Here is a 650-nt window from a genome sequence, read left to right on the forward strand (position 1 = left end):
TTCGTCATGCGGTGGCTGTACCTCTCGCCGGGCAGGAGCCTGTGGCCGTAGCCGACGTAAGGGTGGTGACGAGGCCCGTGCCAGCCCTCGAAATGCCTTACAACGGCCACAGCCCTCTCAAACAACGTAGTCGGCGGCAGTTCCGCCTTTGAAACAGGACACGCGAGCACCAGCGACATGATAACCATAAAACATTTCACCATAGTGCTGTTTATTTCAATGCAAGACATTTCACGGCGCGTCCTCCATAGCCGTAAATATTGGCCTTATTATCAATCCACCGCCTTCTTCATCATCCCCGTCGTCTGCGTTGAAGTCGAACGTCAGCTTTTCCACACTTCCCCAGTTGTTCTCGACGTACAGGTCTATTGACTGCGCGTCGCCGACGCTCAAAGAGGTGTAATACAGGCGGAACTCCTTTTTGCCCAGCAGGTAACGGTCGTTGGGCTTCATCACCGTGTCGTCCTCCATCTCCAGCCTGCCCTTGCCGTCCGTCTGGAAGTAGCGCAGGGTGTACATCGTTCCGTCGAAGCCGCCGTCCTCCACGATTGAGAGGCGCAGCTCGACGGTTTCGCCGTATGCTACCTCGTCCTGCACGGGCATGGCCTCCACCGTAAACGGGTATTCTTGCCTTATGTCCAGTCCGTCAT

The 650-nt window shown here is 56.2% G+C and carries 1 protein-coding gene and 1 pseudogene; both read right to left on the reverse strand.

Translation table 11 applies throughout. The annotated features are described in order from the left end of the window. A pseudogene (locus tag QVO66_RS10415) lies at positions 1–203 on the reverse strand (lysozyme); the annotation flags it as partial. Between the two features lie 28 nt (positions 204–231). Next, positions 232–650 (reverse strand): DUF3872 domain-containing protein (locus QVO66_RS10420; protein WP_288172816.1); only part of this gene is annotated, 419 nt, incomplete at its 5' end.

The sequence above is a fragment of the Prevotella sp. CAG:255 genome, from assembly GCF_000431195.1.
Taxonomy (GTDB): Bacteria; Bacteroidota; Bacteroidia; order Bacteroidales; family Bacteroidaceae; genus Prevotella; species Prevotella rara.